Below are 23,898 nucleotides of genomic sequence, written 5' to 3'. Positions count from 1 at the left end.
GAATGCGTTCCCAGACTCAAAAGCTGTTCGTCGACGACCTCCACAAGCGCTACGGCAACAACGAGGTGCTGAAAGGTGTGTCGCTGAAGGCGAACGCGGGCGACGTGATCAGCGTGATCGGCTCGTCCGGCTCGGGCAAGAGCACGATGCTCCGCTGCATCAACTTCCTCGAGCAGCCGAATGCGGGCCGCATCGTCGTCGACGGCGAGGAAGTGCGCACCGTGCAGGACAAGGCCGGCGCACTGAAGGCCGCCGACCACAAGCAGTTGCAGCACGTGCGCACGAAGCTCGCGATGGTGTTCCAGCACTTCAATCTGTGGGCGCATATGACCGTGCTCGAGAACGTGATGGAAGCGCCGGTGCACGTGCTCGGCCTGTCGAAGAAGGAAGCGGAGGATCGCGCGCGTACGTATCTCGAGAAGGTCGGCCTGGCGCCGCGCGTCGAGAAACAGTATCCGTCACATCTGTCGGGCGGACAGCAGCAGCGCGTCGCGATCGCGCGCGCGCTGGCGATGCATCCGGACGTGATGCTGTTCGACGAACCGACGTCGGCGCTCGACCCGGAACTCGTCGGCGAAGTGCTGAAGGTGATGCAGAAGCTGGCCGAAGAAGGCCGGACGATGGTGGTCGTCACGCACGAGATGGGGTTTGCGCGCAACGTGTCGAACCACGTGATGTTCCTGCACCAGGGGCGCGTCGAGGAAGAAGGCGTGCCCGCCGACGTGTTCGCGCAGCCGAAGAGCGAGCGCCTGCGGCAGTTCCTGTCCGGTAGTCTCAAGTAACGCTCGTTGCATCGCGCCGCGCCCGCCCGGGCGCGGCCGCCCGCCTCGCCTCGCCTCGCCTCGCCTCGCCTCGCAAATATTACGTATACCATACAAAAACGACGCAATCGCGCCGTTATCCGCTCCCATTCCTGTAGTCAATAGTGGCAATCCTGGGGTCGCGTTGCCGCGATTCGCGCACGCCTTGACCGGCAAGGCTTTGCGGCCGCTCGACGCCACTCCATCCCCGTTTCCCGGCCCGTGTTGCATGGCAATTTGGCGACACAGGTTAGTCAAACAACGATTTTGATCGCCACAAAATTGTATTTTTGCTAAATTAGTAATCAGAGTAGCAAAACGAAGTTCATGAAATGTAGTTTGACTTCATGACAGCAAGGAGACCCCGCAACCGCTTCGGCATGCGGGTCCGGTCGACGGTTTCTCGCATGCTTGCCGCGCCGCCGGCTTCGCGCGAGGTCTCCCAGGGGAACCCAAGTATGTCCGATGCCCGTGCGGGCGTCAGGCATGTCATGCAGTTCCGGGTCGATTCTTTGACAAGGTTTGGAGGAGAGGAAATGAAGAAAGCAATGCTCGCAGCCGCACTGATGTCCGCCGGCGTCGCCGCGCACGCGCAAAGCAGCGTCACGCTGTACGGCCGGCTCGACGCCGGCATCGAATACATGAGCGGGCTCGTCAACGCGAACGGTGGTTCATCGAGCCGCTGGCGCGCGGAAAGCGGCGACTGGGGCACGAGCCTGTGGGGCATGAAGGGCGCCGAGGATCTCGGCGGCGGCACGAAGGCCGTGTTCCACCTCGAAGGCAGCTTCAATACGGTGAACGGCAACGGCCCTGCCCCCGGCAGCATCTTCAATCGCTGGGCGACCGTCGGCCTGTCGAACGATCAGTACGGTACGCTGCTGCTCGGCCGCGAGCTGTTCATCTCGAACAGCGGCGTCTGGGATTTCGATCCGTTCGGCCAGACGAGCTGGTCGTCGGCATCGCTCGTGCGCGGCCGCAACTGGCCGGCGTCGAGCAACAACATTTCGTATCAGTCGCCGACCGTCGCCGGCTTCGACGTGTACGGCCAGTATTCGCTGTCGAACGCGACGAGCTGGAACGGCAACGGCACGACGACGACGGGCCGCCAGGACGGCATCCAGATCACGTACACGAACCCGCTGTTCCAGGTGCGCGGCCTCTATGACGAAATCCGCGATCCGGCCAACGGCAAGCTCGACGACGTATTCAACTACTCGCGCGAATACTTCGCCGGCGTGAACGTGTTCCTCGGCCAGTTCAAGCTGCAGGCGGTCTATCAGGCGTCGCACGCGAACGGCGGCCCGGCCGTCAACGGCGGCATCACGTCGACGCAGCAGGAATGGGGCGGCGTCACGTGGCAGGCCACGCCGGCGGCGGCGCTGATCGCTGCCGTCTATCACGTGAACGCGAACAACGGCGGCGGCAACGCGAACATCTACTCGATCGGTGGCTCGTACAACCTGTCGAAGCGCACGCTGCTCGACTTCCAGGTCGCGACGGTCCGCAACAGCAAGAACGCGAACTTCGGCCTCGAAGCGAACGCTGCGGGCGCCGGCGGCCCGACCTCGACCGGCTACAACGACAACCCGGCGCCGGGCCACAGCCAGACCGGCGTCTACGCGGGCATCCAGCACTCGTTCTAAACCCGCTCCACAGAACAGCTCCAACCACGCTTTCCACGCTGCTGCGAGAGGCGCGTATCGGTGCGATGCCCGACAGGGTATCGCACCGTTTTTTATTGGAAAGCGGCACCGAGCCGGGGCGCGCCCGGCCGGCCCCGCCCCGTCAGACCGCGGCTTCGTTCTCCTCGCCGGTGCGGATGCGGATCACGCGCTCGACGTCGGACACGAAGATCTTGCCGTCGCCGATCTTGCCGGTGCGCGCAGCACCGATCACTGCGTCGATCACCTGATCGACCTGCCCTTCCGCGACGACGACCTCGATCTTCATCTTCGGCAGGAAATCGACGACGTACTCGGCGCCGCGATAGAGCTCCGTGTGCCCCTTCTGGCGGCCGAAGCCCTTGACCTCGGTGACGGTCAGCCCCGTCAGGCCGACCTCGGCGAGCGCCTCGCGAACTTCGTCGAGCTTGAACGGCTTGATGATGGCGGTGATGCGTTTCATGATGGTCGTCCCTCTATGTCTGTCGAATGTGGATGAAAGCCGGCGAATGAGCCGATTCTACGCCCCGCTCGGCGTCAGTCGACGCGCTCCGTGAAGCGCGACGTGATCGGATAGCGCCAGTCGCGGCCGAACGCGCGGTGCGTGACGCGAATCCCGATCGGCGCCTGTCGCCGCTTGTACTCGTTGATCTTGATGAGCCGCGTGACGCGCTTCACGTCCGCCTCGCCGTAACCCGCCGCGACGATCTCCGGCAGCGGCCGGTCCTCCTCCATGTACATCCGCATGATCGCGTCGAGCACGTCGTAAGGCGGCAGGCTGTCCTGGTCGGTCTGGTTCTCGCGCAGCTCGGCCGACGGCGCGCGCGTCAGGATCCGCTCGGGGATGATGTCCCGCTGCGCGAACTCCGGCGCCGCGTTGCGGTAATGGCAGAGGCGGTACACGAGCGTCTTCGCGATGTCCTTGATCACCGCGAAGCCGCCCGCCATATCGCCGTACAGCGTGCAGTAGCCGACCGCCATCTCGCTCTTGTTGCCGGTCGTCAGCACGATCGAGCCGAACTTGTTCGACAGCGCCATCAGCAGTGTGCCGCGAATGCGCGCCTGGATGTTCTCCTCGGTCGCGTCCTCCGCGCGGCCCTCGAACTCGCGCGCGAGCGAGCCGCGGAACGCGTCGAACATCGGCGCGATCGCGATCTCGTCGTAACGCACGCCGACGCGCTTCGCCATGTCGGCCGCGTCGGTCGTCGAGATGTCGGCCGTGTAGCGCGACGGCATCATCACCGCGCGCACGCGGTCGGCCCCGAGCGCGTCGCACGCGATCGCGAGCACGAGCGCCGAATCGACGCCGCCCGACAGCCCGATGATCGCGCCCGGGAAGCCGTTCTTGCCGATATAGTCGCGCACGCCCATCACGAGCGCGCGATAGACCTGCGCCTCGACCGACAGCTCCGGCGCGATGGCGCCGGAGAGCGGCCGCGCACCGTCGAACTCGACGATCGCGTGCCCTTCCTCGAACTGCGGCATCTTCGCGACGAGCGCGCCGTCCTTGTCGAGCACGAACGAGCCGCCGTCGAACACGAGCTCGTCCTGCGCGCCGACGAGGTTCACGTAGACCATCGGCAGGCCCGTTTCGCGGATCCGCGCGCGCAGGATGTCGACGCGCACCGCGTCCTTGTTCATGTGATACGGCGAGCCGTTGGGGATCAGGATCACGTCTGCGCCGGCCGCCTTCGCGATCTGCGCGGCCGACGCGTGCCACGCGTCCTCGCAGATCACGACGCCGAACTTCGTACCGTTCAGCTCGAACACGAGCGGCTCGGCGTCGGACGCGAAGTAGCGCAGCTCGTCGAACACCTCGGCGTTCGGCAGCTCCTGCTTGCGATACGTGCCGACGACGTCGCCGCCGACGATCAGCGACGCCGCGTTGTACGTGTCGGACGGTGGCACGCCGCGCTCGATCGGGCGGTTTGCATTACCATCGACGCTTGTTGCCGACGCGCCGGCCGCGCCTGCCCCGGTAGATCGCAGCGGATGGCCGACGAGCACCGCGAGGCCGTCGAGCGGCTTCAGCTTCGCGGCGAGCTCCGCGAGCGCGGCCGCCGATGCCGCGTAGAACGCGGGGCGCAGCAGCAGGTCCTCGGGCGGATAGCCGGACAGCGCGAGCTCGGGCGCGATCATCAGATGCGCGCCGTCGGCGTGCGCGGCGCGCGCGGCCGCGACGATCCGCGCGACGTTGCCGGCGAAATCGCCGACGGTGACGTTGATTTGAGCGAGAGCGATACGAGTCTTCATGACGGGATCGGTGCGGCCGCGGCAGGCCGCGGCATGAACGGCTGACGAAATTGCCGCCAGCATGCGGTGCATGCGAGGCGGCCTCGACGAACGAAACGGATTCACGGGATTGAAACACGAACGCATCGATTATCGCACGGGCATCCTGTCGTCCCCCGCCGAGGTGGGCGCCGACGAATGGAACGCGCTCGTCGCGCGCGACGCGCACCCGACGCCGTTCCTGCGCCACGAGTTCCTGAGCGCGCTCGACACCGCGCGCTGCGCGGTCGACGAGACCGGCTGGTCGCCGCGCTTCGTCACGCTGACGGACCCGCGCACCGGCCGGCTCGCGGCCGCCGCGCCGGTCTACGCGAAGCGTCATTCGTACGGCGAGTACGTGTTCGACTGGGCGTGGGCCGATGCGTACCAGCGCAACGGCCTCGACTACTATCCGAAGCTGCTGTGCGCGGTGCCGTTCACGCCGGTGCAGGGCACACGCATCGTCGCCGCCGACGACGACGCGCGCCGGCGGCTCGCGGCGACGCTCGTCGCGCTCGCCGAGCAGAGCGACGTGTCGTCGCTGCACGTGCTGTTCCCGACCGGCGCGGAAGCGCGGCTCTTCGGCGAGCTCGGGATGATGCTGCGCGAAGGCGTGCAGTTCCACTGGCTGAACGACGGCTACCGCGACTTCGACGATTTTCTCGGCACGCTCGAGCAGAAGAAGCGCAAGAACATCCGCGCGGAGCGGCGCCGCGTGCGCGACGCGGGCATCACGTTCCGGCGCCTGACCGGCGACGCGATCGCCGACGCGGACTGGCGCTTCTTCTCGCGCTGCTACCGGCAGACCTACCGCGACCACTACTCGAGCCCGTACCTGAACCTCGAATTCTTCCGGACGATCGGCGCGACGATGCCGGAGAACCTGCTGCTCGTGATCGCCGAGCGCGACGGCCGGCCGATCGCGAGCGCGCTCGCGGTCTACCAGCGTGGCGCGGCGGGCGGCGGCACGCTGTACGGGCGCTACTGGGGCGCCGTCGAGCACGTGCCGTGCCTGCATTTCGAGACCGCGTACTATCAACTGCTCGAGTTTTGCATCGACGCGGGGCTCGACACGTTCGAAGGCGGCGCGCAGGGCGAGCACAAGCTCGCGCGCGGCTTCATGCCGACCGTCACGCATTCCGCGCACTGGCTCGCGCATCCGGCGTTCTCGGACGCGGTCGCGCGCTTCCTCGAACGCGAGACCGATCACATCCACGCGTACGTCGACGAGCTGCGCGACCACAATCCGTTCAAGGCCGGCGCGCGCTAGCGCGGCGCGCCCGTCTTGCCCGTCGCGTCCGCCTCGCCCATCCGCATTTCGCCGCCGGCGCGCGGACGCTACAATGCGCTGCGCACGACCGTGCGGTTCCGCGCCCGGCCCCCGAGGGCTCGCCTTCATCCCGCGCCCCGTTCCCGCTCGAACGACCACACTCAAAAAAAGGCTTCCCCATGCTTGCCCGCATCACCCGCCTCTTCCCGTTCTGGGCCGTGCTCGTCTCGGTCGCGGCCTACTGCTCGCCCGCGTCGGTCGCGCCGATCGGCCCGCACGTGACGGCGCTGCTCACGATCATCATGCTGTCGATGGGCGTCACGCTGTCCATCGACGACTTCCGGCGCGTGTTCACGCGTCCGGCGCCGGTGCTCGCCGGCATCGGGCTCCACTACCTGGTGATGCCGCTCGCCGCGTGGGCGATCGCGAAGGCGCTGCGCATGCCGCCCGACCTCACGGCGGGCATGGTGCTCGTCGGCAGCGTCGCGAGCGGCACGGCGTCGAACGTGATGATCTATCTCGCGCGCGGCGACGTCGCGCTGTCGGTCACGATCAGCGCGCTGTCGACGCTCGTCGGCATCTTCGCGACGCCGCTGCTCACGCGACTCTACGTCGACGCGTCGATCGTGGTCGACGTGCACGGGATGCTGATGAGCATCCTGCAGATCGTCGCGGTGCCGATCGGCGCCGGGCTCGTCGTCAATCACCTGTTCGGCAAGCTCGTGCGGAAGATCGAGCCGGTGCTGCCGCTCGTGTCGATGGTGTCGATCCTGCTGATCATCGCGGCGGTCGTCGGCGGCACCGCGAAAAGCATCGCGGTGGTCGGCCCGATCGTGATGCTCGGCGTCGTGCTGCACAACGGGATCGGTCTCATGGGCGGCTACTGGGGCGGGCGCCTGCTCGGCTTCGACGAGGCCGTCTGCCGCACGCTCGCGATCGAGGTCGGCATGCAGAACTCGGGGCTCGCGGCGACGCTCGGCAAGCTCTACTTCACGCCGGTCGCCGCGCTGCCGGGCGCGCTGTTCTCGGTGTGGCACAACCTGTCCGGGTCGCTGCTCGCCGGGCGCTGGGCGGGCCGGCCGGCGGCGGGCGCGCGGCAGGACGGCCCCGCGTTTTTTTGAGACACTGACGGCCTCGCGTCCGGCCGCTTCGCCATGTCCTGGTATCTGTATCTGATCGAGTGCGCCGACGGCAGCATCTACACCGGCATCACGACCGACGTCGCCGCGCGCTTCGACGAGCACGTCGCCGGCAAGGGCGCGCGCTACACGCGCTCGCGCCGGCCGCGCGCGCTGCTCGCGTCGTTCCCGCTCGCGGACCGCTCAAGCGCGTTGCGCGCCGAGTACCGGGTCAAGCAGTTGTCGCCGGCGCACAAGCGCGAGCTGGCCGCGGGCGTGCGCACGCTCGAATCGGTGCTACCGGCGGAGCCGGCTGAATCCCCCGCTGTTGCCGCCGCTGCTGCTGCCGCCGCTGCCGCTGCCGCTGCCGCCGACGCCGACGCCGCTGACGCCGCCGACGCCGCCGACGCAACCGCCACTGCTACCGCCACTGCTACCGCCACTGCTACCGCCGCCGCCGACGACGACGACGACGACGATGCCCCCGCCACCCCGCGCCGCCGCGCCGCGCGCGCAAAACAAAACCGCGCGGCCTCGTAACGAGGCACGCGCGGCTTTTGCACGACGTTGCACGATTGCCGCCGGCGCGCTGCGCCGGCGCCGGCTTACTTCTTGAAGTTTGCGACGCCGTCGGTGATTTCCTTGTGCGCGGCGTCGATGCCCGCCCAGCCGTCGACCTTCACCCACTTGCCCTTCTCGAGCGCCTTGTACTGCTCGAAGAAGTGCTTGATCTGATCCCGCAGGTACTCGGGCACGTCGTCGATCGACTTCATGTGCGCGGTCATCGGGCAGATCTTGTCGTGCGGCACCGCAACGAGCTTCGCGTCGACGCCCGACTCGTCGGTCATCTGCAGCATGCCGAGCGCGCGCGCGCGCACGACCGTGCCGGCCAGCAGCGGGAACGGCGTGATCACGAGCACGTCGACCGGATCGCCGTCGCCCGACAGCGTCTGCGGGATGTAGCCGTAGTTCACCGGATAGCGCATGCCGGTGCCGATGAAGCGGTCGACGACGAGGAGGCCGAGCTCCTTGTCCGCTTCGTACTTGACCGGGTCGCTTTGCGCGGGGATCTCGATGACGACGTTGAAGTCTTGCGGCAGGTCCTTGCCGGCCGGAACATGGTTGAAGCTCATGAGCGTTCTCTGTGGGTCGAAGGGAATTCGGGGAACGGCCGTCCGGGGCGCGCGCCGCCGGCAGGACGGGACGGAATGCGCCATTATAGCCAATCGACCGATGGCGCCCGGATGACGACCGCGCGATAATCGCGCTGACCGTCCGGCCAGCGAACCCACCGAACCCGCCGAACCCAGCGAACCCAACAAACGACACGCGGCATTGCACGGGACCGGAGCGGGCGCTCGAGCGGCGGCGGCGGTCGACAGGAGAGCACGCATGGAACAGGCGAAGCACTTCATCGCGGGCGAATGGACGTTGCCCGCGCAACCAGACACGATCGACGTCGTCGATCCGTCCGACGGGCAGCCGTTCGCGTCGATCGCGCGCGGCACCGCGGCCGACGTCGACCGTGCGGTCGCCGCGGCGCGCGACGCGTACGCCGGCGCATGGGGTGCGGCGAGCGCCGCCGAGCGCGGCCGCGTGCTGTACCGGCTGTCGATGCTCGTCGCCGCGTGCCGCGACGAACTCGCGGACATCGAAGCGCGCGACACCGGCAAGCCGCTGAAGCAGGCGCATGCGGACGCCGCCGCGCTCGCGCGCTATTTCGAGTTCTACGCGGGCGCGGCCGACAAGCTGCACGGCGAGACGCTGCCGTATCACGCGGGCTACACCGTGCTGACGATTCGCGAGCCGCACGGCGTCACCGGCCACATCGTGCCGTGGAACTATCCGATGCAGATCGTCGGGCGCAGCGTCGGCGCGGCGCTCGCGGCCGGCAACGCATGCGTCGTGAAGCCGGCCGAGGACGCGTGCCTGTCGGTGCTGCGCGTCGCCGAGCTCGCGGCCGAGGCCGGGCTCCCGGCCGGCGCGCTGAACGTCGTCACCGGCTACGGGCACGAGGCGGGCGCCGCGCTCGCGCGCCACCCGGGCATCGATCACATCTCGTTTACCGGCTCACCCGCGACCGGCAGGCTCGTCGCGCAGATGGCGGCCGAGCATCACGTGCCGGTCACGCTCGAGCTCGGCGGCAAGTCGCCGCAGATCGTGTTCGCCGATGCCGATCTCGACGCCGCGCTGCCGGTGCTCGTCGGCGCGATCGTGCAGAACGGCGGCCAGACCTGCTCGGCGGGCAGCCGTGTGCTGATCGAGCGCGCGGTGTACGAGCCGCTCGTCGAACGGCTCGCGACCGCGTTCAACGGGCTGAAGGTCGGCCCGAGCCGCGCGGATCTCGACTGCGGGCCGCTGATCAACGCGAAGCAGCAACAGCGCGTATGGGATTTCCTGTCCGACGCGCAGCACGACGGGATTCCGATGGCCGCGCACGGCCAGGTCATGCCGGACGCGCCGGAGAGCGGCTTCTATCAGGCGCCCGCGCTGTTGCGCGACGTGCCGCCCGCGCACCGGCTCGCGCAGGAGGAAGTGTTCGGCCCGGTGCTCGCCGCGATGCGCTTCGCCGACGAGGACGAGGCCGTCGCGCTCGCGAACGGCACGCCGTACGGGCTCGTCGCGGGGCTCTGGACACGCGACGGCGCGCGGCAGTTGCGGCTCGCACACCGCATCCGCGCGGGCCAGGTGTTCGTGAACAACTACGGCGCGGGCGGCGGCGTCGAGCTGCCGTTCGGCGGCGTCGGGCAATCGGGCCACGGCCGCGAAAAGGGTTTCGAGGCGCTGTACGGCTTCACGGTGCTGAAGACCGTCGCGATCCGGCACGGCTGACGCGCTCACTCCGATCGACACAGGAGGCACTCATGCGCTTGAACGGCAAGACGGCGATCGTCACGGGCGGCGGCTCGGGATTCGGCGAAGGCATCGCGAAAACATACGCGCGCGAAGGCGCGAACGTCGTCGTCAACGATCTGAACGGTGCGGCGGCCGAGCGCGTCGCGAGCGAGATCGCGCTCGCGGGCGGCAAGGCGATCGCGGTCGCCGGCGACGTGTCGCAACGCGACGACTGGCGCGCGCTGCTCGCGGCCGCGCTCGACGATTTCCACGCGGTGCAGATCGTCGTGAACAACGCCGGCACCACGCACCGGAACAAGCCGGTGCTCGACGTGACCGAGGCCGAATACGACCGCGTGTACGCGGTCAACATGAAGAGCCTGTTCTGGAGCGTGCAGACGCTCGTGCCGTACTTCCGCGGCGCGGGCGGCGGCGTGTTCGTGAACGTCGCGTCGACGGCGGGCGTGCGGCCGCGCCCCGGCCTCGTCTGGTACAACAGCACGAAGGGCGCGATGATCACCGCGAGCAAGTCGCTCGCGGCCGAGCTCGGCGCGGACCGGATCCGCGTGAACTGCATCAATCCGGTGATCGGCGAGACCGGCCTCACGGCCGAGTTCATGGGCTGCGACGACACGCCCGAGAACCGCGCGCGCTTCATCGCGACGATCCCGCTCGGCCGCTTCTCGACGCCGCAGGACGTCGCGAACGCCGCGCTCTACCTCGCCTCCGACGAGGCCGAGTTCATTACCGGCGTCTGCCTCGAAGTCGACGGCGGACGCTGCGTCTGACCGTCACGCGCGTTGCGCGGGATCGGGGAACAGGGCAACAGGGCAACAACAGGGCCTCATCCGTCCATCCGCGGCCGGGCGCGCCCGGCCGCGTCAGACCACGGTGATCGCGAGCGCGCTCGCGCGGAAGTGCTGCGCGGCCTTGTCGGTCTCGCCGAGATGCTCGAACAGCCGCGCGAGCGCGCGGTGCGTACGCACCTTCAGCGCTTCGTCGTCCGCGAGCTTCAGTGCCGACTCGAGGAACGACTGCGCCTTGCCCCAAAGCTGCTGTTGCTGACACAGGCGACCGAGCGCGAACAGCAGGTCCGCGTCTTCCGGATGATCGCTCTTCCACGACTCCGCCTTCTGGATCAGCGGCAGCGCGTCGGCGCCGGCGGTGTCCGGATAGCGGCGCAGCAGCCGCGCGTCCCAGTGCTGCGCGAGCGCGTCCTCGACGATGCGGCGCGCCTGCGGCCGCCGCTCGAGCGACACGAGCAGCTCGGCCGCGAGATCGGCGAGGCGCGGCGACTGCCGTTCGGCCGCCGACAGCGACTGCCAGAGCTCGAGCAGCGCGTCCGGATCGTGCCGGCGCTCGCGCAGCAGATTCTCGGCCGCCTGCTGGCGCAGCCGCACCGCGGCGGCCGGATGCAGCGCCTCGCGCTTCTCGAGCGTCTTCGCGAGCTTCAGCACCTCGGCCCAGTTCTTCAACTGCTGCTGCGCGCGCAGCGCGACCTGCTGCGCATGGATCCGCTTGCCGCCCGACGTCTGCATCTCGGCCAGCGCGGCGAGCGCGCCGTCCGCGTCGCGCGCGTCGGCGCGCATGTCGGCCGCGGCGAGCAGCCGCGCGTCCTGCCACTCGGGCGCGCCGACTTTCGCGAGCCACTCGTCGCGGCGCGTGAACTCGTGCATCCGGTGCGCGGCGGTCGCGGCGACGAGGCTCGCGGCGCCCTCGTTCGCGCCGATCGCGAGCGCGTCGCGCGCGGCCTTCTCCGCGCGCGAGAAGCGGCCCGCGTAGAGATTCGCGATCGCGTCACGCAGCGACGCCTGCGCCTTCTCGTTGCGCGCGCGGGCGCGGTACGCGGCGACGCGCTGCGGCATCCGCCAGATGTTGCGCACGATGCGCGCGAGCGCGTACACGGCGATGAACAGCACGACGACGCCGAGCACGAACAGGTTCAGCGACAGATCGATCCGGTAAGGCGGATAGATCAGCATCACGTGTCCGGCATCGAAGTGGCCGACGGTCGCGAGCGCGGCGGCGATCGCGAACAGGATCGCGAGCCAGATGATTCCTCTGAGCGTCATCGTCACCCCCGGCTCTTGTACTGCTCGATCGCGTTCAGGCTCGTGCCGAGGGTCGGCACCGCGACCGTCAGCGACGCGCCGTCGACCTGCTTCACCAGATCCTCGACGGTCTGCGTATCCTTCGACGCCTGATCGAAATACTTGCCGAGCGCCGCCTGCGCGGCCTGCAGATCGGCCTTCATCGCGGGCTCGTTGCGCGACAGCAGCGACAGCCGCGCGGTCAGCAGACGCAGCTTCACGTTCTCGCGCACGAAGTAGCCCTGATCCGGCGACGCGAGCATCGCGTCCGCGTTGTCGATCCGGCGCACCTGCACGAGGCCCTGCAGCTGCCGGCCGACGCCCGCCGCGAAACCGTGCCACCAGGCCTTCCAGCGCGGCTCGCCCGGCGCGGCGACCGGTTGCGTGGCGGCCGACTGCGCGCCGCCGCCGGGCTGCTGCGCGGACGGCGGGACGAGCGCCTCGCCCGCGAGCGGCAGCGCGTCGACCTTCGCGATCGCATCGTCGAGCTTGATCGCGAGGCCGGTCAGATCGACGGTCGGCGTCGCCTGTAGTTTCTCGACGTCCTGCGCGATCGCCTTGCGGACCGCGACCGCCTGCGGGCTCTGCGACGTCGCGAGCCGCGCATCGGCGTTCTGCAGCGCGACCAGCGCGAGCTGCGTGTTGCCGGTCAGCTGGAGCTGCTGGCTCGCGCCGGACAGCACCTGGTCGACCTGGTCGAGCAGCCATGCGTCGCGGTTGCGCGCGAGATCCTGGTATTGCTGCTGCAGCGCCTGCTGCGCGTTCTGCGCGTCGGCGAGCTTGCCGTCGAGCTGCGCGAGCTGCGTGTCGACCTGATGCGCGCTCGCGAGCGCCTGATCGGTCTTCATCCGCGTCTCGGCCGCTTGCGCGTCGATCGATTTCTGCCGCGCGACGGACGCCGCGTCGATCCGGTCGAGCTTGCGGTTCAGCACGTAGCCGCCGGCGCCCGCCGCGCACGCGAGCACGACCACGACCAGCCACAGAGCGGCGCTGCCGCCCCGGCGCGTGCGTGCCTCGGGCGGCACATAGGGCGGATTGGGCGGCACGTACGGTGCACCCGGCTGGGAATTGACACTGTTGGAATCGTTGGTATCTGTCATGCGTATAGGCACCGGTGCGGCTGTCGCCGGTTGGACGGCCTCGTCGGCCATCGTACGAAACGCGCGGACGATACGCTCATCGCCCGCGCCGGTCAGCGTAATCCTATCAAAACCCAATGCGCGCGCGGTCTGCGCAATCCGGGGATGCGGCGTGACGAGCGGCGCGCGCTTCAACGCATCGATCTCGGCTTCGGTCAGGTGCGCCTGCGCGAGCTCGTGCAGATTGCGCATGCCTTCGGAGCTCGTGACGAGCCACGCGTGCGGCTCGCCGCCGAGCAGCGCGTGCACGCGCTGCCACGCGCCGATGCGCGGCTCGGGCACGACGCGCCGGTACGCGGCGACGAGCGCGACGTCCGCGCCCGCTTCGCGCAGCTTGTCGGCGAGCCATTCGCGGCCGCCGTCGCCGCGCACGATCAGCACGCGCTTGCCGGCGAGCGCCGCGATGCCGCCGAACGCGGCGTCGATGCTCGCGTACAGATGCTCGGAGTCGTAATGCGGCGGGCTGCCGTCGGCGGGCGCTTGCGGCGCGATCACGCGATATGCGGGCGCGGCGACACCGTGCCGCGCGAGCGCCGCGACGCTGCCCGGCCCGACGACGCCGACCGGCAGCGCGTTCGGCCAGATCGCGCCGAACTGGGCGAACGCGCGATCGATCGCGTTCGGCGACACGAAGATCACGAGCGCGCAGTCGGCGAGCGACGCGAGCGCGGCCGCGAGCGGCGCCGGATCGTCGAGCGGCGCGATGTCGATCAGCGGGAATTCGAGCACGTCGCAACCGGCATCCGCGAGTTGCGACGCGAGTGCGGCCGACTGTCCGTCGGGCCGCGTCAGCACGGCGGTGAACGCGCGCGCGGCGCCCGGCGTCGACCTCCGCCGGGCCGCCCCAAGGGCATAGCAGGGAATTCGCGGAGCATCGCTCCGCGCCTGCGCAGCCGGCCGGCTTTGCAAAGCCGGCCGTGGGCGGTCGACTGCCCCCTCGGGGGGCCGCGGGGGTCGTTCCATCAGGCGTCGCCCTGCCCGGCCTGGCCCGACAGCGCGTGAACGATCTCCATCGCGCCCTGCGCCTCGAGCTCGTCGGACACCGCGCGGCCGAGCGCGAGCGCGTCGGCGACAGTGACCACGGAGCCGCACTCCTCGGCCGTCAGCACGCGCGCGCCGTCGACCGTCGACACGCGCCCGGTCAGATACAGCTCGCCCGCGCGCCATTGCGCATGCGCGGCGAGCGGCACCTCGCAACTGCCGCCGAGCGCGCGCGACACCATCCGCTCGGCCTCGACCGCGAGCGCGGTGCGCGGGTCGTGCAGCGGCGCGAGCCACGCGGCGACATCGGTGCGCGCGGACGCGATTTCGATGCCGAGCGCGCCCTGGCCCGCGGCGGGCGGGCTGTCGTCGACACCGAGCAGCGCGCGGATCCGCGCGCCGAGCCCGAGCCGCTTCAGCCCCGCGGCCGCGAGGATGATCGCCGCGTAGTCGCCGCGATCGAGCTTCGACAACCGTGTGTCGAGGTTGCCCCGCAGCGGTTGCACCCGCAGATGCGGAAAGCGCGCGCGCAGCATCGCCTCGCGGCGCAGGCTCGACGTGCCGACGACCGCGCCCGCGGGCAGCGCGTCGAGCGACGCGTAGTCGTTCGACACGAACGCGTCGCGCGGGTCCTCGCGCTCGAGGATCGCGGCGAGCGAGAAGCCGTCGGGCAGCGCCATCGGCACGTCCTTCAGCGAATGCACGGCGAGATCGGCGCGGCCGTCGGCGAGCGCGAGCTCGAGCTCCTTCACGAACAGCCCCTTGCCGCCGACCTTCGACAGCGTGCGATCGAGAATTTGATCGCCGCGGGTCGTCATCCCGAGGATTTTCACGTCGCAAGCTGGATATAATTTGCGCAGCGCATCATGCACGTGTTCGGCTTGCCACATCGCGAGGCGGCTCTCGCGGGACGCGATCGTCAGCGTGGCCGGCGGCTGGGCCGACGGCCGTGCCGAAAGAATCTCGGAATTCATTGCAGGAACATTGAAGGACGGGATGGAAGATCGAACAATGGTAGCACGCACGCTTGCGCCCGCCTGGGCGCATGGCCGGTCCGCACGCCGCCTGGCGCGGGGCCCGCAGCGTCGATGCGCGGAAGTGCCGCAGCCGTAGCTTGAACGCAGTCCCCGCAGTCCCCGCAGTCCCTTTTCACTCGTGCTTTCCCAAGGAAACCCATCGTGAAGTCTTCCGGATCGGCGCGCTCGGCGCGCCGCAATGCTGCCCCGTCCTCCTCCGACACCCCGACGAACGCCGCCGTAGCGAACGGCCGTGCGAAACCGGCAACGAAACCGAAAGACCCGATACGTTCGACGAAACGCACGACCCAGGCGGCCGAGGCGGCCCAGGCGGCCCAGGCGGTCGAGGGCACCGCCGGCACCGCCGCAGCCGCCGCACCGGCCAAGCCCGGCGCGCGCCGCGAGGACAAGGACCGCCCGCTGTTCGAGGACATCCGCTTCCTCGGCCGCCTGCTCGGCGAAGTCGTGCGCGAGCAGGAAGGCGACGAGGTGTTCGACGTCGTCGAGACGATCCGCCAGACCGCGGTCAAGTTCCGCCGCGAGGACGACCGCGACGCCGCGCAGACGCTCGAGAAGAAGCTGCGCAAGCTGACGCCCGAGCAGACGGTCAGCGTCGTGCGCGCGTTCAGCTACTTCTCGCATCTCGCGAACATCGCCGAGGACCGCCATCACAACCGCCGCCGCCGGATCCACGCGCTCGCGGGCTCCACGCCGCAGCCGGGCACGGTCGCGTACGCGCTCGACCAGCTGAAGCAGACCGGCGGCGCGTCGAAGAAAGTGCTGCAGCAGTTCTTCGATTCCGCGCTGATCGTGCCGGTGCTGACCGCGCACCCGACCGAGGTGCAACGCAAGAGCATTCTCGACGCGCAGCACGACGTCGCGCGCCTGCTCGCCGAGCGCGACCAGGAGCTGACCGAGCGCGAGCGCGCGCACAACGCGGCGATGCTGCGCGCGCGCGTGACCGCGCTGTGGCAGACGCGGATGCTGCGCGACGCGCGGCTGACCGTCGGCGACGAGATCGAGAACGCGCTGTCGTACTACCGCGCGACGTTCCTCGACGAGCTGCCCGCGCTCTATGCGGACATCGAGGCCGCGCTCGCCGAGCACGGGGTGGCCGCGCGCGTGCCCGCGTTCTTCCAGATGGGCAGCTGGATCGGCGGCGACCGCGACGGCAACCCGAACGTGACCGCCACGACGCTCGCCGACGCGATCGACCGCCAGGCCGCGGTGATCTTCGAGCACTACCTGGAGCAGGTGCACAAGCTCGGCGCCGAGCTGTCGGTGTCGAATCTGCTCGTTGGCGCGAGCGACGAGGTGAAGGCGCTCGCGGCCGCCTCGCCGGACCAGTCGCCGCACCGCGTCGACGAGCCGTACCGCCGCGCGCTGATCGGCATCTACACGCGGCTCGGCGCGAGCGTGCGCGTGCGGCTCGGCGAAGGCACGGTGCCGCTGAGAAGCGCGGGCCGCGGCGCGCCGCCGGTGCGCGCGACGCCGTACGCGGACGCCGAGGAATTCACGCGCGACCTGAAAACGCTGCTGGATTCGCTCGAAGCGCACCACGGCGCGTCGCTCGCGGCGCCGCGCCTCGCGCCGCTCGTGCGCGCGGCCGAGGTGTTCGGCTTCCATCTCGCGAGCATCGACCTGCGGCAGAGCTCCGACATCCACGAAGCGGTGATTGCCGAGCTGTTCGCGCGCGCGGGCGTCGAGGCCGACTACGCGTCGCTCGCCGAGGAAGACAAGGTGCGCGTGCTGCTCGCCGCGCTCGCCGATCCGCGCCCGCTGCGCCTGCCGTACTTCGAATACTCGGCGCTCGCGCAAAGCGAGCTCGGCGTGCTCGAGAAGGCGCGCGACGTGCGCGCGCAGTTCGGCCCGCGCGCGGTGCGCAACTACATCATTTCGCATACCGAGACGGTCAGCGATCTCGTCGAGGTGCTGCTGCTGCAGAAGGAAACGGGGCTGCTGGAAGGCAAATTCGGCGCGAAGCACGGCGGTGTGCGCAACGGGCTGATGGTGATCCCGCTGTTCGAGACGATCGCCGACCTGCGCAACGCGTCCGGCATCATGCACGACTACTTCTCGCTGCCCGGCATCGCGGAGCTGGTCGCGCATCAGGGCGGCGAGCAGGAGGTGATGCTCGGCTATTCGGACAGCAACAAGGATGGCGGCTTCCTGACGTCGAACTGGGAGCTGTATCGCGCGGAGCTCGCGCTCGTCGATCTGTTCAAGGCGCGCGGCATCACGCTGCGGCTGTTCCACGGCCGCGGCGGCACGGTCGGCCGCGGCGGCGGCCCGACGTACCAGGCGATCCTGTCGCAGCCGCCCGGCACCGTGAACGGCCAGATCCGCCTGACCGAGCAGGGCGAGGTGATCGCGAGCAAGTTCGCGAACCCGGAGATCGGCCGCCGCAATCTGGAAACCGTCGTCGCCGCGACGCTCGAAGCGACGCTGCTGCCGCAGAACAACGCGCCCGCGCAGCTGCCGGCGTTCGAGGCCACGATGCAGACGCTGTCCGACGCCGCGATGGCCGCGTATCGCGCGCTCGTCTATGAAACGCCGGGCTTCACCGACTACTTCTTCTCGTCGACGCCGATCACCGAGATCGCCGAGCTGAATATCGGCAGCCGTCCGGCGTCGCGCAAGCTGCAGGATCCGAAGCAGCGCAAGATCGAGGATCTGCGCGCGATTCCGTGGGGCTTCTCGTGGGGCCAGTGCCGGCTGCTGCTGACCGGCTGGTACGGGTTCGGCGGCGCCGTCGCCTCGTATCTCGACGGCGCGACCGACGCGGCCGAGCGCAGCAAGCGCCTCGCGCTGCTGAAGAAGATGAACAAGACCTGGCCGTTCTTCGCGACGCTGCTGTCGAATATGGACATGGTGCTCGCGAAGACGGACCTCGCGGTCGCATCGCGCTACGCGCAGCTCGTCGCGGACAAGAAGCTGCGCAAGCTCGTGTTCGACCGGATCGTCGCCGAGTGGGAGCGCACATCGCACGCGCTCGCCGAGATCACCGGCAACGACACCCGCCTCGCGGGGAACCCGCTGCTCGCGCGCTCGATCAAGAACCGCTTCCCGTATCTCGATCCGCTGAACCATCTGCAGGTCGAGCTGATCAAGCGGCACCGCGCGGGCGACACGAACGCCCGCGTGCGCCGCGGGATCCACCTGACGATCAACGGGATCGCGGCCGGCCTGCGCAACACCGGCTGATTGTCGGGGTCTCGTGGTATCGCGGCACCGGCGCGGCGCGGCGCGCGATCGACACGCTGCGCGCGCGCCGGACTAGAATGACCGCCGGGCCGCGCGACGAACGCGGCCCCGATCCCCCCGGCCATGCGCCGCATGGCGCCCGAACCAGGAGACACCATGACGACCGATTCCGCGCCGCGCGCGACGTTTTCCCACATGGAGCACGGCACGCGCGACGACTGGGCCGCGATCTCGGCGGAATTCGTGCCGTTTGCACGCGCGCTGCCCGAGCGCGTGCTCGCGCACCTGTTGCTGCTCGACGGCGATTGCGGCGGCTTTCCGATCGACCGCCTCGCGCACTCTCTGCAGACCGCGACACTCGCGCACCGCGATGGCCGCGACGAGGAATACGTGGTCTGCGCGCTGCTGCACGACATCGGCGACACGCTCGGCAGCTTCAATCATCCGGACATCGCCGCGGCGATCCTGAAGCCGTTCGTCAGCGCGGAAAACCTGTGGATGGTCGAGAAGCACGGGATCTTTCAGGGCTACTACTTCTTCCACCACCTCGGCCTCGACCGCAACCTGCGCGAGCAATACCGCAGCCAGCCCGATCTGTTCGACCGCACGGCGGAGTTCTGCGCGAAGTACGACGGCGCCGCGTTCATGGCCGACTACGACAACCTGCCGCTGTCGTTCTTCGAGCCGATGGTGCGCCGCGTGCTGGCAACGCCGCGCAACTCGATCTACGTGAAGGACGGCGAGCCGGCGATGGCGAAGGCCGAGTAGATCGCACGCGCCGGGTCAATCGCGCGCGCCGCGCGGCCGCCCGCGCTCACCGCGCGTCGATCATCAGCGCATCCAGCTCGAACGATCCGTCGGGCTGCACCGCGTAGTGGCCGCGCACCTCGTCGGGCGCCTGCGTCCACAGCGAGCGGATCGCGTTCACGCGCTCGGCCGGCGTGCGCATCCGCGCGACCCACGCGTCGAAGCCGATCGGCAGGCGCCAGCGCGCGCTCACCTGCGCGGTGAAGCCGGCCGCGCCGAACATCGCGAGCCATTCGTCCGCGCGGTAGTTGCGCACGTGCGACGCATCGCGCAGCACCTCGACCGCCTGCAGGTGCGTATCGATCAGCGGATGATCGTGCCCCGCGATGTCGATCATCAACACGCGGCCGCCCGGCTTCAGCACGCGCCGCATTTCGCGGAGCGCGGCCGGCACGTCGTGCCAGTGATGCGCGCTCATCCGGCTCACGATCCAGTCGAACGCGCCGGCGGCGAACGGCAGCCGCTCGGCCGGCCCCTGCAGCGTGCGGATGTTTGCGAGCCCGCGCTCGTGTGCGGCCGCGTCGACGGTCGCGAGCATCGGCGCCGCGAGATCGTACGCGACGACATCGCGCGCGTGCGGCGCGACCGCAAAGCTCGCATGGCCCGCGCCGCAGCCGAGATCGAGCACCGCCGCACCGGGCGTCGCGCGCACCGCGTCGGCGAGCGCGCCGAGATCGGCGCCCGTCGCATGCACAGCGCTCGTCAGGTAGGCGGCGGCCGTCGAGCCGAATGCGTCGGCAACCTGATCGTGATGTTTCATCGGCATCTCCCGTGTCGGAATGGCGCCCCCGCTCCGTGCAAGCGCGCGAGCCGCTACAATAGAGCCGCGCCTGTACCAGTACAAGTCAAGCAGTTATCCCGGTATTCGACCTACCTGTCTGCGATCCGATCCGCATGAGCCCGTCGCCTTCCTCCGCCCCCCCGCTCGACGCGACGCCCGCCCGCTCGCTCGGCGAATTCATCCGCGCGCACCGCGAGCGCCTGACGCCGCAGGCGGTCGGCCTGCCGCCCGGCCCGCGCCGCCGCACGCCGGGGTTGCGGCGCGAGGAAGTCGCGCAGCTCTGCGGCGTGAGTCCGACCTGGTACACGTGGATCGAGCAGGGCCGCCCGGTATCCGCGTCGGCCGACGCGCTCGCGCGGATCGCGGTCGCGCTGCAGTTGTCGCGCGCCGAGCGCGCGTACCTGTTCGAGCTCGCCGCGCAGCGCGACCCGGCCGAGCCCGACGTCGCCGCGTCCGACCTGCCGCCGACGCTCGCCGCGACCGTCGCCGCGATTTCGACGCCCGCGTACGTGCTCGATCGCCAATGGAACGCGCTCGTGTGGAACCCGCCGGCGGCCGCGCACTTCATCGGCTGGCTCGACGGCGAGCATGACCGCAACCTGCTGCGCTACACGTTCCTGTCGCCGGCGGCCCGCACGTTCATCGTCGACTGGGAGACGCGCGCGCGGCGGCTCGCGGCCGAGTTCCGCGCCGATTCGATCCGCCATCTGAACGATGCGCCGACGCGCGCGCTGATCGACGCGCTGCTCGCCGGCAGCGACGCGTTCGCGCACTACTGGGCGTCGCAGGACGTATTCGAGCGCGAAGGCGGCACGCGCGAGTTCGATCATCCGGCCGACGGCCGCCTCGTCTATCAGCAGATCACGCTGAAGCCCGCGCATCGCGAGGATCTGAAGCTCGTCGTGCTTGTTCCGGACGGCCCGGACCACCCGGAACGGCCCGGCGGCCGCCCCCCCGAATGCTAGAATCCCGGAATTCCCCCGCGGCGCACGCCGCCTCAATCCCGTTCGAAGAATCATCGCCATGACGTCCCAACTGCACAAAAAGGGCGAGGCCTGGTCGGCCCGCTTCTCGGAACCGATGTCGGAGCTGGTCAAGCGCTACACGTCGTCGGTGTTTTTCGACAAGCGCCTCGCGCTCGTCGACATCGCCGGCTCGCTCGCGCACGCGAAGATGCTCGCCGCGCAGAAGATCATCAGCGCCGACGACCTCGCCGCGATCGAGCGCGGGATGGCGCAGATCCAGCGCGAAATCGAGGGCGGCGAATTCGAATGGCAGCTCGACCTGGAAGACGTCCATCTGAACATCGAGGCGCGCCTGACCGCGCTGATCGGCGACGCCGGCAAGCGCCTGCACACCGGCCGCTCGCGCAACGACCAGGTCGCGACCGACATCCGCCTGTGGCTGCGCGGCGAGATCGACCGCATCGGCGGCCTGCTCACCGACCTGCGCGCCGCGCTGATCGATCTCGCCGAGAAGCAAGCGGACACGATCCTGCCCGGCTTCACGCATATGCAGGTCGCGCAGCCGGTCACGTTCGGCCATCACCTGCTCGCGTACGTCGAGATGTTCTCGCGCGACGCCGAGCGCATGCGCGACTGCCGCGCGCGCGTGAACCGGCTGCCGCTCGGCGCGGCCGCGCTCGCGGGCACCAGCTATCCGATCGACCGTCATGCGGTCGCGAAGACGCTCGGCTTCGACGGCATCTGCGCGAACTCGCTCGACGCGGTGTCCGACCGCGACTTCGCGATCGAATTCACCGCGGCCGCCGCGCTGATCATGACGCACGTGTCGCGCTTCTCGGAGGAGCTCGTGATGTGGATCAGCCCGCGCGTCGGCTTCATCGACATCGCGGACCGCTTCTGCACCGGCAGCTCGATCATGCCGCAGAAGAAGAACCCGGACGTGCCCGAGCTCGCGCGCGGCAAGACGGGGCGCGTGAACGGCCACCTGATGGCGCTGCTGACGCTGATGAAGGGCCAGCCGCTCGCGTACAACAAGGACAACCAGGAAGACAAGGAGCCGCTGTTCGACACCGTCGACACGGTCGCGGACACGCTGCGGATCTTCGCGGAGATGGCCGCGGGCATCACCGTGAAGCCGGATGCGATGCGCGCGGCCGCGCTGCAGGGCTTCTCGACGGCGACCGACCTCGCCGACTATCTGGTGAAGCGCGGGCTGCCGTTCCGCGACGCGCACGAGGCGGTCGCGCACGCGGTGCGGATCTGCGACGAGCGCGGCTGCGACCTCGCCGACCTGACGCTCGACCAGATGAAGCAGGAGCTGCCGAACGTCGCGCACCTGATCGGCGACGACGTGTTCGGCTATCTGACGCTCGAAGGCTCGGTCGCGAGCCGCAACCATCCGGGCGGCACCGCGCCGGACCAGGTGCGGGCGGCCGCGCAGGCCGCGCGCGCGGCGCTCGGCAAGTAAGGCCAGGGGCTCGCCCATGACGTTCGCGGCTGCGATCTTCGATATGGACGGCCTGCTCGTCGACTCCGAGCGGACGATCATGAACACGTGGATCGACGTCGCGCACGCGCACGGCGTCGCGCTGTCCTCGGCCGACTATCTGCAGATCGTCGGCCGCTCGTATGCGGAAGGTCAGGTGATCCTCGCGCGTCTGATCGGCCGCGAGGACACGTTCCGCGCGGTGTCCGCGCGCGTGCGCGAGCAGCTCGCGGCGCCGCTGCCTCATCCGAAATTTCCGCTGAAACGCGGCGCGCACGCGCTGCTGGCCGCGCTCGCGCAGGCCGGCGTGCCGTGCGCGGTCGCGTCGTCGTCGGCGCGCGACGTGATCCGCGCGCGGCTCGACGCGGTCGGCGTGCTGGATCGATTCGCGGCGATCGCGGGCGGCGACGAGGTCGAGCGCGGCAAGCCCGATCCAGCCGTCTACCGGCTCGCGGCCGAGCGGCTCGGCGTGCCGGCATCCGCGTGCATCGCGCTCGAGGACAGCGATTTCGGCGCGCTCGCCGCCGTGCGCGCGGGCGCGTCCGTCGTCACCGTGCCGGATCTGAAGGCGCCGACGCCCGACATCGTCGCGCTGAGCCTCTGCGTACTCGACTCGCTCGACGATGCGCTCGCGCACGTGCCCGCGTGGTTCGGCGCACGCGACGCGCGCACCGCGTAACAAACAGTACCGGTGGCACCGGCCGCGCCGGTCACACCGGCGCGCGCCGCTCAGTGATTGCCGACCGTCTCCGACAGCCGCTTCATCGTCGCGATGCGCGCACCGATCAGGTCGACACGCTCGTCCTTGCCGACGACCGGCGAGGTCGAGTCGAGGAACGCGCGCCACGCGCGCTGCGCGCGCACGAGCGTCGGCACCGAGCGCGCCGGCATCCGGCCGCGCAGCTTGTCGTAATAGCGATTCATGTCGAACAGCGCGTGCTCGCACGCGGCGTCCTGTGTGCACGGCAGCACACGGCTCGCCGGATCGCGCGCGCCGTCCGGCGCCGCGCTGTCGGCCACCGCTTCGCGCAGTGCGAGCGCGCGGTCGCGCACCGGCTGAAGCTGCATGTCGGCGCCCGCCATCGCATACGTCGAGCCGCGCGTCGTCTCGAACACCGCCTTCAGCAGATGCGCGTCGTCCCGACGCCATTCGAGCCAGCGGCGCTGGCTCTCCTGCCAGCCACGCTTCGCGGCGGCCGTCGCGCCGCCGTGCTGCAACTGCTGATACGCGGCGTCCACCGCGCCCTGCCACTGCTGGCGCGCGTCGTCCGTGCACTGGATCTGCCCGGCCGCCGACGAGCGGTCGCGCCGCGCGAGACACTGCCGCATCGCGACGTCGATCGGATCCGCGGGCGCGACCTCCGCATGCGCCACGCCCGCCGCTGCCACCCACCCCGCGGCCGCCGCGCACGCGACGAGCGCGGCGGCCACCGCCGCGCGCATCGCGCTCACCCTGCCGTTTTGCATCCACGCC

At 69.9% G+C, this 23,898-nt stretch carries 19 protein-coding genes and 1 pseudogene; 12 read left to right on the top strand and 8 right to left on the bottom strand.

Features of this window, described 5'->3' with window-relative positions; genetic code table 11:
- Nucleotides 1–2 precede the first annotated feature (2 nt).
- The gene (locus HZI36_RS05650) at nucleotides 3–782 is read left to right on the top strand and encodes an ABC transporter ATP-binding protein (RefSeq protein ID WP_179401649.1); all 780 of its coding nucleotides are present in this window, start codon (nucleotides 3–5) and stop codon (nucleotides 780–782) included.
- A gap of 554 nt (nucleotides 783–1,336) precedes the next feature.
- Nucleotides 1,337–2,443 (top strand): porin, encoded by a 1,107-nt coding sequence (locus HZI36_RS05645; RefSeq protein ID WP_179401648.1) that lies wholly within the window; start codon nucleotides 1,337–1,339, stop codon nucleotides 2,441–2,443.
- A 142-nt stretch (nucleotides 2,444–2,585) separates the two neighbouring features.
- Here the strand turns inward: HZI36_RS05645 and HZI36_RS05640 are convergent, their stop codons facing one another.
- Nucleotides 2,586–2,924 (bottom strand): P-II family nitrogen regulator, encoded by a 339-nt coding sequence (locus tag HZI36_RS05640; protein WP_017333848.1) that lies wholly within the window; start codon nucleotides 2,922–2,924, stop codon nucleotides 2,586–2,588.
- Between the two features lie 74 nt (nucleotides 2,925–2,998).
- Nucleotides 2,999–4,714, bottom strand: coding sequence for an NAD+ synthase (locus tag HZI36_RS05635; RefSeq protein ID WP_179401647.1), 1,716 nt, complete (start codon nucleotides 4,712–4,714; stop codon nucleotides 2,999–3,001).
- 109 nt (nucleotides 4,715–4,823) lie between these two features.
- Here HZI36_RS05635 and HZI36_RS05630 point away from each other — a divergent pair, with 109 nt between their 5' ends.
- The 3 genes and pseudogenes from HZI36_RS05630 to HZI36_RS27480 all read left to right on the top strand — a co-directional run.
- Nucleotides 4,824–6,002, top strand: coding sequence for a GNAT family N-acetyltransferase (locus HZI36_RS05630; protein ID WP_179401646.1), 1,179 nt, complete (start codon nucleotides 4,824–4,826; stop codon nucleotides 6,000–6,002).
- 179 nt (nucleotides 6,003–6,181) lie between these two features.
- Nucleotides 6,182–7,123: a ketopantoate/pantoate/pantothenate transporter PanS gene (gene panS / locus HZI36_RS05625; protein WP_179401645.1), complete on the top strand. Its 942-nt coding sequence runs from the start codon at nucleotides 6,182–6,184 to the stop codon at nucleotides 7,121–7,123.
- A gap of 33 nt (nucleotides 7,124–7,156) precedes the next feature.
- A pseudogene (locus tag HZI36_RS27480) lies at nucleotides 7,157–7,630 on the top strand (GIY-YIG nuclease family protein); the annotation flags it as partial.
- A gap of 95 nt (nucleotides 7,631–7,725) precedes the next feature.
- Here HZI36_RS27480 and ppa read toward each other — a convergent pair.
- A complete protein-coding gene (ppa, locus tag HZI36_RS05615; RefSeq protein WP_179401643.1) occupies nucleotides 7,726–8,253 on the bottom strand; it encodes an inorganic diphosphatase in 528 nt (175 codons plus the stop codon).
- A gap of 259 nt (nucleotides 8,254–8,512) precedes the next feature.
- On the opposite strand from ppa, the gene HZI36_RS05610 reads away from it, so the two are divergent.
- Together HZI36_RS05610 and HZI36_RS05605 are read left to right on the top strand one after the other, a co-directional pair.
- Nucleotides 8,513–9,952 carry an aldehyde dehydrogenase family protein gene (locus tag HZI36_RS05610; protein ID WP_179401642.1) on the top strand — a complete coding sequence of 480 codons (1,440 nt, stop codon included), beginning with the start codon at nucleotides 8,513–8,515 and terminating at the stop codon, nucleotides 9,950–9,952.
- Nucleotides 9,953–9,984: 32 nt separating this feature from the next.
- Complete coding sequence (locus HZI36_RS05605) at nucleotides 9,985–10,743, top strand: SDR family oxidoreductase (protein ID WP_179401641.1); 759 nt, start codon at nucleotides 9,985–9,987, stop codon at nucleotides 10,741–10,743.
- A 93-nt stretch (nucleotides 10,744–10,836) separates the two neighbouring features.
- Here the strand turns inward: HZI36_RS05605 and HZI36_RS05600 are convergent, their stop codons facing one another.
- The 3 genes from HZI36_RS05600 to hemC form a co-directional block, all read right to left on the bottom strand.
- Nucleotides 10,837–12,027: a heme biosynthesis protein HemY gene (locus HZI36_RS05600; RefSeq protein ID WP_179401640.1), complete on the bottom strand. Its 1,191-nt coding sequence runs from the start codon at nucleotides 12,025–12,027 to the stop codon at nucleotides 10,837–10,839.
- A gap of 2 nt (nucleotides 12,028–12,029) precedes the next feature.
- Nucleotides 12,030–14,048: a fused uroporphyrinogen-III synthase HemD/membrane protein HemX gene (gene hemDX / locus HZI36_RS05595; protein WP_343050010.1), complete on the bottom strand. Its 2,019-nt coding sequence runs from the start codon at nucleotides 14,046–14,048 to the stop codon at nucleotides 12,030–12,032.
- Between the two features lie 98 nt (nucleotides 14,049–14,146).
- Nucleotides 14,147–15,139 carry a hydroxymethylbilane synthase gene (gene hemC, locus HZI36_RS05590; protein WP_179401638.1) on the bottom strand — a complete coding sequence of 331 codons (993 nt, stop codon included), beginning with the start codon at nucleotides 15,137–15,139 and terminating at the stop codon, nucleotides 14,147–14,149.
- A gap of 204 nt (nucleotides 15,140–15,343) precedes the next feature.
- On the opposite strand from hemC, the gene ppc reads away from it, so the two are divergent.
- Nucleotides 15,344–18,385, top strand: coding sequence for a phosphoenolpyruvate carboxylase (ppc, locus tag HZI36_RS05585; RefSeq protein WP_179401637.1), 3,042 nt, complete (start codon nucleotides 15,344–15,346; stop codon nucleotides 18,383–18,385).
- A 156-nt stretch (nucleotides 18,386–18,541) separates the two neighbouring features.
- Nucleotides 18,542–19,153 carry an HD domain-containing protein gene (locus tag HZI36_RS05580; RefSeq protein WP_179401636.1) on the top strand — a complete coding sequence of 204 codons (612 nt, stop codon included), beginning with the start codon at nucleotides 18,542–18,544 and terminating at the stop codon, nucleotides 19,151–19,153.
- Nucleotides 19,154–19,199: 46 nt separating this feature from the next.
- On the opposite strand, the gene HZI36_RS05575 is transcribed toward HZI36_RS05580, so the two are convergent.
- A complete protein-coding gene (locus HZI36_RS05575; protein WP_179401635.1) occupies nucleotides 19,200–19,952 on the bottom strand; it encodes a class I SAM-dependent methyltransferase in 753 nt (250 codons plus the stop codon).
- Between the two features lie 134 nt (nucleotides 19,953–20,086).
- Between HZI36_RS05575 and HZI36_RS05570 the strand changes: the two genes are divergently transcribed.
- From HZI36_RS05570 to HZI36_RS05560, 3 genes are read left to right on the top strand one after another with little or no spacing between them, the layout of a single operon-like run.
- Complete coding sequence (locus HZI36_RS05570; RefSeq protein ID WP_179401634.1) at nucleotides 20,087–20,938, top strand: helix-turn-helix transcriptional regulator; 852 nt, start codon at nucleotides 20,087–20,089, stop codon at nucleotides 20,936–20,938.
- Nucleotides 20,939–20,996: 58 nt separating this feature from the next.
- On the top strand, nucleotides 20,997–22,406 hold the full coding sequence (gene argH / locus HZI36_RS05565; RefSeq protein WP_179401633.1) for an argininosuccinate lyase: 1,410 nt from the start codon (nucleotides 20,997–20,999) through the stop codon (nucleotides 22,404–22,406).
- 16 nt (nucleotides 22,407–22,422) lie between these two features.
- Nucleotides 22,423–23,103: an HAD family hydrolase gene (locus HZI36_RS05560; protein WP_179401632.1), complete on the top strand. Its 681-nt coding sequence runs from the start codon at nucleotides 22,423–22,425 to the stop codon at nucleotides 23,101–23,103.
- A gap of 50 nt (nucleotides 23,104–23,153) precedes the next feature.
- Here the strand turns inward: HZI36_RS05560 and HZI36_RS05555 are convergent, their stop codons facing one another.
- Nucleotides 23,154–23,891, bottom strand: coding sequence for a lysozyme inhibitor LprI family protein (locus tag HZI36_RS05555; RefSeq protein WP_246326974.1), 738 nt, complete (start codon nucleotides 23,889–23,891; stop codon nucleotides 23,154–23,156).
- Between the last annotated feature and the right edge of the window lie 7 nt (nucleotides 23,892–23,898).

Origin of the sequence: Burkholderia guangdongensis (assembly GCF_013403875.1) — a bacterium.
Taxonomy (GTDB): Bacteria; Pseudomonadota; Gammaproteobacteria; order Burkholderiales; family Burkholderiaceae; genus Burkholderia; species Burkholderia guangdongensis.
The sequence above is the reverse complement of the archived record's forward strand: the minus strand, read 5'-3'. Positions and strand labels throughout refer to the sequence as shown.